Here is a 467-nt window from a genome sequence, read left to right on the forward strand (position 1 = left end):
CCGTAGCCGGGCTTCCCGATACGCCCATGCTCTTCGACTTGGGCAGCTCGACCGCGCTGATGCTGGATCGCGCATATGTTGAGGAACACCGACTTCTGGACGGGGTCAGACAATCGACGGCGGCGATCGGAGGGGTGGATGGTACTAGGCTGGCCGCTGCCTTCATTGCGAACGAAGTCAAACTGGGCGGATTCCCCGTCCGTTCGGTGCCAACCCTCGCTCCATCAAGCTGGGCCTCCAAAAGTGCCCTTGGAAGTATCGGGTTTCCTCTGATCTCTCAATTCGATGTCGTGCTCGATGTTTCTGGGGGGAAGATATGGTTGCGACCGGCGCGGCGCGGGTTGCCGATGCTCGAGGACCACAGCGGCTTCGGGCTGGCACCGGGTGGCAATGAACTTTCCATCGTCCATGTCGCGGCCAACAGCCCTGCCGCAAGCGATGGCTGGCGGGCAGGGGATCGCATTCTG

General features: G+C 61.9%; 1 protein-coding gene. It reads left to right on the forward strand.

What is annotated here, in order from left to right:
• Nucleotides 1-26: 26 nt before the first annotated feature.
• On the forward strand, nucleotides 27-467 hold a 441-nt coding region (locus tag RAD15_RS43735; RefSeq protein WP_458184850.1), incomplete at its 3' end, for a hypothetical protein.

Source organism: Bradyrhizobium sp. 14AA (assembly GCF_054185205.1).